This window comes from Enterococcus sp. 12F9_DIV0723 (assembly GCF_002174375.1).
GTDB lineage: Bacteria > Bacillota > Bacilli > Lactobacillales > Enterococcaceae > Enterococcus_A > Enterococcus_A gilvus.
Window position 1 is genome coordinate 1,392,195 of the sequence record NZ_NIBK01000001.1, and the last position, 8,537, is coordinate 1,400,731.

At 35.5% G+C, this 8,537-nt stretch carries 4 protein-coding genes and 1 pseudogene; all 5 read left to right on the forward strand.

The annotated features are described in order from the left end of the window. Positions 1–696, forward strand: a pseudogene (locus tag A5868_RS06705) (hypothetical protein); the annotation flags it as partial. Between the two features lie 97 nt (positions 697–793). Next, positions 794–2,647, forward strand: a complete 1,854-nt coding sequence (locus A5868_RS06710) for a beta-glucoside-specific PTS transporter subunit IIABC (RefSeq protein WP_086304188.1) — start codon at positions 794–796, stop codon at positions 2,645–2,647. An 842-nt stretch (positions 2,648–3,489) separates the two neighbouring features. Continuing rightward, complete coding sequence (locus A5868_RS06715) at positions 3,490–4,470, forward strand: family 43 glycosylhydrolase (RefSeq protein WP_217808906.1); 981 nt, start codon at positions 3,490–3,492, stop codon at positions 4,468–4,470. A gap of 27 nt (positions 4,471–4,497) precedes the next feature. Continuing rightward, positions 4,498–5,988, forward strand: a complete 1,491-nt coding sequence (locus A5868_RS06720; RefSeq protein WP_217808905.1) for a PTS transporter subunit EIIC — start codon at positions 4,498–4,500, stop codon at positions 5,986–5,988. A gap of 26 nt (positions 5,989–6,014) precedes the next feature. Then, a complete protein-coding gene (locus tag A5868_RS06725) occupies positions 6,015–8,447 on the forward strand; it encodes a glycoside hydrolase family 3 N-terminal domain-containing protein (RefSeq protein WP_217808904.1) in 2,433 nt (810 codons plus the stop codon). Positions 8,448–8,537 lie beyond the last annotated feature (90 nt).

The following is an 8,537-nucleotide window of genomic DNA, read 5'->3' on the forward strand; positions in this document are numbered from 1 at the left end:
TATAAACAAGATGGTAAATCTCTTTATATGTTGTTTAATGAAAGTATGTTGTCAACCTTATCACTTAAATTTCAACTCCCTGATTATAAAAATCTTACAATTTATGATCCAATAATGAATAAGCTTGAAAGAATAGAGATGACAGACGGATTCTATCACCTTGAATTAGATAAAGGGGAATCTCTGCTCTTGCTTGAAGATGTAGAGAATCAAAGGGAAATACAACTACGCTTTGAAAAACACCAATGTACAACAAAAATAAGTTTAGCAGAAAATGAATGGAAAATTTCTGTTCATGGAGTAGGAATAAATGGAAACTCAATGTTTCCTAAAAAAAGCAAGGGGTTACCTCTTCTAGGTATAGGAGATGAACTTGAAAGATTCAGCGGTACAATCATCTATGAAACACAAATTGAAGTAAAGAATGAAAATGTCAAATCTGTGTTATTAATTGAAGATGCAAATGAGATCGTTACTCTTTATGTAAATAATAAGAAAATAGATACACGAATCAGTTATCCATATCAATTTGAGCTTTCAAACTGTCTAAAAAAAGGAAGTAATGACATAAAGGTTGAAGTAGTGAATAATTTGGGGAGATATATGCAAGATTTCTTGTCTCAATACATTACTTTTGAATCATTAGGGTTGATTGGAGAAATAGATTTATATTCTTATGATGCGGAAGAAAAATAGATCTTGGGAAATCATCGGAAATCAGTGTAAGATTCTTGATTCATACTATTCGTTTTGAAAAATATGTTGCCATTTTAAAAAATTGAGGAGAAAAAATATGAATATTAAGGAAGTTGCAAATGATATATTAAGTCAAGTGGGAGGAAAAGAAAATATTGACTCCGTAACGCATTGTGTAACACGACTGCGTTTTGTTTTAAAAGATAGTTCAATTCCTGATAAAGAGGCTGTTTCTAACATAGATGGTGTAATTTCAGTGATTGAGCAAGGAGGTCAGTATCAAGTAGTTTTGGGAGACAAGGTGAATGCAGTTTATGATGAAATAATAAAAAAAGTCGGGAATAATGAAAGTGTAGCTAATGATAATAAATCAATGGAAAAGAAATCATTTGTGGATCGTTTCACATCTACCATTTCTGGAATATTTACACCTGTACTAGGACCGCTGGCTGCTTCTGGTACTGTAAAAGGAATCTTGGCTATTTTATCTGTCACGAACATTTTATCGGAATCTTCGGGAACGTATATTGTGCTTTTTGCATTATCAAATGCATTCTTTTACTTTATGCCAATTATTCTCGCCGCCTCTGCTGCAAAATATTTCAAATTAAATGTGTACGTAGGAATGATTATTGGAGCGGCATTGATCTATCCAACTCTAATTCCGTTTGCAACAGATGGAGGACTGACGTTTCTGACCATTCCTGTTCAAATGATGGATTATACTTCTTCAGTATTTCCGGCAATTGTCGCGGTTTGGTTAGCATCTAAAATAGATCAGCAAGTGCAAAAGTTATCATTAAAAGAGATTCGCTACTTAGTACAGCCGATGATAGTGATGTTGATTGCTATTCCAATAGCTATTATGGTGATTGGTCCAATTATTTCCACACTAAGTAGCATTTTAGCGAATGTTGTTAACTCAGTTTATAATTTTAGTCCGATTCTTGGTGGCTTAGTAATTGGTGGCCCATGGATATTACTTGTGATGTTTGGTTTACATTGGGCATTCATTCCAATTTTTATCAACAATATAGCTTCTCGGGGTTTTGATCCTATAATGGGTCTACTATTAGCAAATCAATTTGCAATGGCAGGAGCAGCGTTTGCTGTTGGGATGAAAACAAAAAAAGATAAACTGAAAACATTGTCCTATTCGACTGGTGTGACGACACTCATCGGAATCAGTGAACCGACATTATACGGCGTGCTGTTACCCCATAAAAAACCATTGATTGCAGCAATCCTAGGAGGCAGTTTAGGTGCGATGATTGCAGGAGTGACGCATACTGTTCAATATGCATTTGGTGGTTCAGGATTATTAGGAATTCCCTTGATTATAAATCCAGAAGGAATTGACATAGGGTTCTATGGCGGTGTTGCATCACAGTTTATTGGCTTTATTGCAGCATTTATCATTACTTATTTTTGGGGATTCAGAGAAACTACTTTAAATAAATCTAATGAGAAGAAAAAAATGGATAAAAATACAGATCAGAAAGAAACTACTGACTTAAGCACATTGATTGAAGTTGGTACCATAACTGTAGGAGATATGCTCCCTCTTAGTGCGGTTCCAGATAAAGTTTTTGCTGAAGGTATGATGGGTAAAGGAATGGCGTTTAAGTCAGAAACAGGAAAATTCAGCGCACCGTTTTCTGGTACAGTCACTACGGTGTTCCCTACAAAACATGCCATTGGCCTAACAAGTGATCAAGGCGTAGAATTGTTGATTCATGTCGGCGTCAATACAGTTGAACTTGATGGAAGGTACTTTCAAACGTATGTAGAGCAAGGGCAGAAAGTGGACAAAGGTAAGCTTCTTTTAGAGGCGGACTTGAAAAAAATTGAAAATGAAGGCTATCCCATAATTACTGCTATCATTGTGACTAATTCCAACGATTATCGTTCTGTTGAAATGAAAAACGGCAATTTAGTATTAATTCAATAAAAAGTGAGTTCTTCTATTGAAAAAAAAGTTCAACTATCACTGTCAGACAGTCGCTAGTTTGAGCTTTTTTGTGTATAAGTATAAAAAATACTCTAGAAATTTCTATCTAATTTGCAGAGTGTCAAAATAATAGTAATCAATCAATTGCTGAATAAGTGTTATGATGAATTTGATTTAGCTATATCGAAAAATATGATATAAAAGCAACCGCTTTCTGATATATTATTTCCGTTTTTTTTTTAGTATATTATTGATGTAGTAGATAAGCATGCTGTTTACTCATTTTGAAATAAAGAAGAATGAAAAAAAATAAGGATTTATAAATCGATGAAATAGATAAGGTGTTAATATATCTGAAAGAATTCAGCAATTTGATTTTATCCGGAAAATGAAAGCGTAGACAGATATAGAGACTTGGAGATATCTCTGGAATGTGATTTAGGTTAACGTTAACCGATTAGAAATGCTTTCTATAAAGATAAAGGAGCGAATATAGATTTGAAAAAAGAAATCGTAATGGACGAGCCTTGGTACGATGAACGTGGAGAACGTCTGTCTCTTATACACATCTAGATGTGTATAAGAGACAGATTATTGATGTAGTAGATAAGCATGCTGTTTACTCATTTTGAAATAAAGAAGAATGAAAAAAAATAAGGATTTATAAATCGATGAAATAGATAAGGTGTTAATATATCTGAAAGAATTCAGCAATTTGATTTTATCCGGAAAATGAAAGCGTAGACAGATATAGAGACTTGGAGATATCTCTGGAATGTGATTTAGGTTAACGTTAACCGATTAGAAATGCTTTCTATAAAGATAAAGGAGCGAATATAGATTTGAAAAAAGAAATCGTAATGGACGAGCCTTGGTACGATGAACGTGGAGAACGTATCCAAGCTCATGGAGGCAGTGTAAAGTATTTTGATGGTAAGTATTACTTTTTTGGAGAGAATAAACAGGATTCAAAAGCTGATTCAGGAATTTGGCATCGAGGTGTCAATTGTTACTCATCAGATGATTTAGTAAATTGGCAATTCGAAAATACTATTTTAAAACCATCAGATGACATTACAAACCCATTACATCCTACTCGGATTATGGATCGTCCACATATTATTTATAATAAAAAAAACCAAGAATTTGTAATGTGGGTAAAACTTGTTGGATCAGATGAAAACCCAAGAGACTGGAATAAACAGTTTATGGGGATTGCTACATCAAAGTCTATCACTGGTGATTTTAAATTGATTAACCGAATTGTTCCTTTAGGAATGAGTAGTGGTGATTTTGATTTGTTTGTTGATGAAGACGAGCGTGCTTATTTGGTTTTTGGTAAGGTTCATACTGAGATAATTGTTGCAGATCTAACCGATGATTATAAAGATATCACCGGTGAATACACCAGTCATTTACATTTTGCAGGTCCACCATTGGCTAGAGAAGCTCCAGCTGTATTTAAACGAGATGGACAGTACTTTATGATTACTTCTGGGACGACTGCTTACTATCCCAATCCATCGTTAACTGCAAAAGCAGATAATATTCATGGACCATGGTATATCATCGGTGATCCATGTGTAGATGATGTTGATAAGAATAGCTTCAACTCTCAAATCAGTAGTGTGTTGAAGATTGAAGGCAAAGATTTGTATATTGCTATCGGAGATCGATGGATTGTTGATTTAACTAAACCTATTGAGAAAAGTTCGTGGAAAATCAATACAAGTATTTCTGAGTATGTTTGGTTACCATTCACCTTTGAAAAAGAAGAACCAAAGCTGATTTGGCAGGAAAAATGGATACCAGAAATAAACTAGTACAAAAAAAGGAAAGGAAGTTCTACATTGTATAGAACTATGGTGAAGAAAATGAATGATGAAAAATTAGCTTTATCCATCATTAATAAAGTTGGTGGAGAAAACAATATTGAGGCAGTTGTCCACTGTGCAACTCGATTACGTTTTACATTGAAAGATGAGTCAATAGCCAAGGAAGATGATTTAAAAGCGATGAATAAAGTACTTGGAGTGATTAAGGCTGGGGGACAATTTCAAGTCATTATTGGAAATCAAGTTAGTCAGGTATATGATGATATAAAAATGATCCTAGGCACTAAATCGACCGAAGCAACTAAAAATGATTCACCTGATGGAATTGAAATGGATGATGATGTTGCGGAGATGAAAGGAAAACTAGATACAATTCGCAACAAAAACAAGGAGAAATTGATTAACAGAATTTCTCGCATGTTAATGAATACGGTTTATCCATTAGTGCCAACTATGGCAGCTGTCGGGGTTTTTAAAGGATTATTGGCATTATTGGTTTTGGCTGGATTATTGAAAGAAACTGATGGGACTTATTTAATTCTAGCAGCAGCAAACGATGGGTTTTTGTATTTTATGCCTATCATGATTGCGATATCAACTGCGAAATACATGAAGTCTAATCCATATATTGCGGCGGCGATAGCATCTAGTATGGTTTTGCCAGCAATTGTTACTGCGTTGGGTGCAGAAGCAGATGCTTTAACTTTCTTGGGACTTACTGTTCCACAAGTGTCTTATGGAAATTCTCTATTTCCTATGTTGATTGGGACTCTAATTGCAGCAAAATTTGAGCACTTCTTAGATAAATATATTCCGCAATTTTTAGAATTTATTAAAATCATGATTGTTGTAATAGTAATGATTCCTATTATGTTCTTAGTTCTTGGTCCAGTGTTTACAGAAGTTGGGAAACTATTAGGTAGTGTTGTTATGGGAATGTATGGGTTAAGTCCAATTTTAGCTGGTTTATTCTTTGGTGCTTTTTGGCAGGTATGCGTTATGTTGGGTATCCACTATGCAATAATTCCTGTTTTAACAGATATTGTATTGAGAGAAGGTTCAAGTGCTTTTAATCCGATTTTAGGTATGGGTGTATGGGCACTTGCGGGAGCTTCTTTAGGTTTCGCATTGAGATCAAAAGACAAAGAGAAAAAAGCTCTCGGCTTCTCTACTATGACATCTGCTCTATTCGGTATAACTGAACCCGCTATTTTTGGGGTTGCATTAGCATATAGGAAACCTTTTATCGCTGCTATGATTTCAGGTGGTATCGCTGGAATGTTAAGTTCAGTGTTAGGAGTAAATCAATACTCTCCTGCAACGGTCGGTGGTGTATTAACATTTGGTGCACACATGAATCCGAATGGAGATCCTTCTTCATTAATTGGTTGGATTACATGCTTTGTTGTAGCGTTCGGAATCAGTGCAATATTAACTTTCTTTATGACGAAATCTGAACAAATTAATGAAATTGCCAATGAAGAGCAAGCTAACGAGCTGGCCTAATGGAAATGAAGAAAGGTTGAAAAACTTTGAAATATAAAGATCTAACATTATCTAGTTTGGAACGAGCAAATGATTTACTAGGACGCATGACAATTGCTGAAAAAGTGGCACAATTGCAATGTTACAACCCTAAGGATAAGAATGGGCCTAATTTGGATAATAGCTTTCCCGATGGTATTGGAGCGATAGCATTTCTAGCTGCTGCTTGGGATGGAAGTAAAAATGAGGTTGCAAAAAAATTGGCTGCTGATCAAGAAAAAGTAATAAAAAAAAGTCGTTTCGGCATTCCTGCTCTATTTCATATTGAAGGATTGACAGGCGTACTAATGCCGGAAGCAACAAGTTTTCCAACTGGAATTGGGCGTGGTGCTGCTTGGGATACGACTTTAGAAAAGCGAGCAGGCAAAGTTATTGGTCAAGAAATGAGTACGGTTGGAATTAAACATGCTTTAGCGCCTGTATTAGATGTTAGTAGAGATGCTCGATTTGGACGTTATGGAGAGTGCTATAGCGAAGATCCAACATTGGTGTCTGCGCTGGGAGCTGCATATGTGGAAGGAATTCAAAACTCAGGAAAAGATAACGCTTATAATGTGATGGCGACAAGTAAACATTTTGTGGGTTATCAAGCTGGACAAGGAGGTATTCACGCTGCTGCCACCAACTTACCAGAAAGAGAGTTACAAGAAATCTTTGCTAAACCTTTTCAAGCAGCAATTGCCAAAGGAAATCTACGATCTGTAATGAATCATTATGGAGCTGTGGATGGTGAACCGGTTGCTGCTTCAAAAAAATTACTTCAGGATCTTTTAAGAAAAGAAATGGGATTTAATGGATTATTGGTTTCAGATTATGCTTCCTTAGAAGAATTACACACACGTTTAAAGGTATGTGAGGATAAAGATGAGGCTGGAAAACTGTCTTTAGAAGTTGGTTTTGATATGGAGTTTCCAAGTCCCAATGTTTTTGACGATAATTTAGTTTCCCTAGTTAATGAAGGGAAAGTTGATTGTCATCTTCTTGATCAAGCAGTGTTAAGAGTTTTAACAGAAAAATTCAACTTAGGGTTGTTTGAAAAACCGTATCCTGATGATTTTGAAGAAATTGAAAATGTCTTTAACTCAAAAGAATCAAAAGAAACTAGTTTACAATATGCACGTGAATCGATCACTCTTTTAAAGAACAATAATATTCTTCCACTTGACCTTGCGAATAAAAAAGTATCAGTGATCGGTCATTTAGCCAAATCGGTCAGAAGTTTGTTTGGTGGTTATTCCTACATGAGTGTTTTAGAACTTGCTATGGGTGGAAGGAATACAATGGCAGGCATTGAAAGTTCACCAGAAAAGGCCTGGAAGTATCAGGAGAAAGATACTTATAAAGGTTCGATGATTGACATAGAATTTCCAGAATTAGAAAAAGTTGCTAGTTCAGCGTATGAAAACTGCAATAATATCTATGAGGAATTTGTAAAGCAAAGTCCATCTGCACAGATTAGATATGAGTATGGTTTTCCTTATGTCGGAACAGACGATAGTTATCATGAAGCAGCACTAGAATCGGCTCGCGAATCCGATGTGACGATCGTTGTAGTTGGAGGGAAATACGGTTGGGGAACCTCTTGCAGTACTGGGGAAGGTATTGACTCTAGTAGTGTTAATTTGGCACCTTGTCAGGAACAATTTCTTGAGAAATTGGGAAAGTCTGGAATTGAATTTATCGTTATCCATTTAGATGGCAGACCAATTTCCAGTGATGCCGCTGATAAATATGCTTCCGCTATAATCGAAGCATGGAATCCTGGTCAATATGGAAGCCAAGCTATTGTTGAAACGGTTTTAGGGGTTAACAATCCGAGTGGCAAATTGCCTGTGACTGTGGCGTATAGTTCGGCACAAGCACCTATTTATTACAATCATGGACGCGGTTCTAGCTATCATGTTGGAACTCAATCACCATTCAGTTCATACATTGATTTGCCTCACGAACCGAGATACTATTTTGGTTATGGTCTCTCGTATACATCATTTGAATACAGTAATTTAAAATTGAATAAAAAGGACTTAAATATTTACGATACTGTCAAATTCACAACGGAAATCAAGAATATTGGAACACATGCAGGAGAAGAGATTGTACAAGTTTATATTAGAGATAAGACCTCTTCTGTTATTCGACCTGAGAGAGAATTAGTAGGATTCTGTCGTGTTGCTTTACAAGTTGGTGAGAAAAAGGAAGTTCATTTTTCTATTGACCTTAGCCAAATATCTTTTCTAGACAGAGATTTAAAATGGAAAATCGAATCAGGGGAATTTGATCTCCTAGTAGGAAGCTCGTGTGAAGATATCAAATTGAGTGAACAATTCAGAGTTATCGAAGATGGTTATATTAATGGTCGTGACCGGGAATTTTACGCTAGTTATTTGATTAAAAAAACCTTTCTAAATGATTGCCAATAAAGAGGACACTAAACGACGAGATAGTTAAGTATCCTCCAGGTATTTTTCCTCACATCTATTGAAAGAATCATTGTCGATGTTCCTTTGTAC

Coding starts and splice junctions, on each gene's coding strand:
- A5868_RS06710 (WP_086304188.1), top strand. CDS start 794: ATGAATATTAAGGAAGTTGCAAATGATATATTAAGTCAAGTGGGAGGA.